At 52.6% G+C, this 211-nt stretch carries 1 protein-coding gene; it reads right to left on the bottom strand.

Features of this window, described 5'->3' with window-relative positions; genetic code table 11:
- The coding region (locus tag LRL21_RS45470) for a hypothetical protein (protein ID WP_240422277.1) at positions 1-211 on the bottom strand (211 nt) is incomplete at both ends.

The raw sequence follows: 211 nt of genomic DNA, 5'->3' as shown, positions 1-211 counted from the left end.
TTAGGAGCCGTGGAAGCTAGACCTGCATGCACACGTGCTCGCTTGGCCGTGGCGGGTATGACACCCGTTGCCGATAAACTTTGATAGCCGGGGTGCGCGGTAGTACGCTCGATCGTGGTCCCTCCCACATTCACTCCGCTTGCATCATAGAACAATAAATAATGCAGCACTTTGGCGTTTGCCAATTGCTCAATATAGTACTGGCCACTAA

The organism is Paenibacillus periandrae (assembly GCF_022458865.1).
GTDB classification, from domain to species: domain Bacteria; phylum Bacillota; class Bacilli; order Paenibacillales; family NBRC-103111; genus Paenibacillus_S; species Paenibacillus_S periandrae.
The sequence above is the reverse complement of the archived record's forward strand: the minus strand, read 5'-3'. Positions and strand labels throughout refer to the sequence as shown.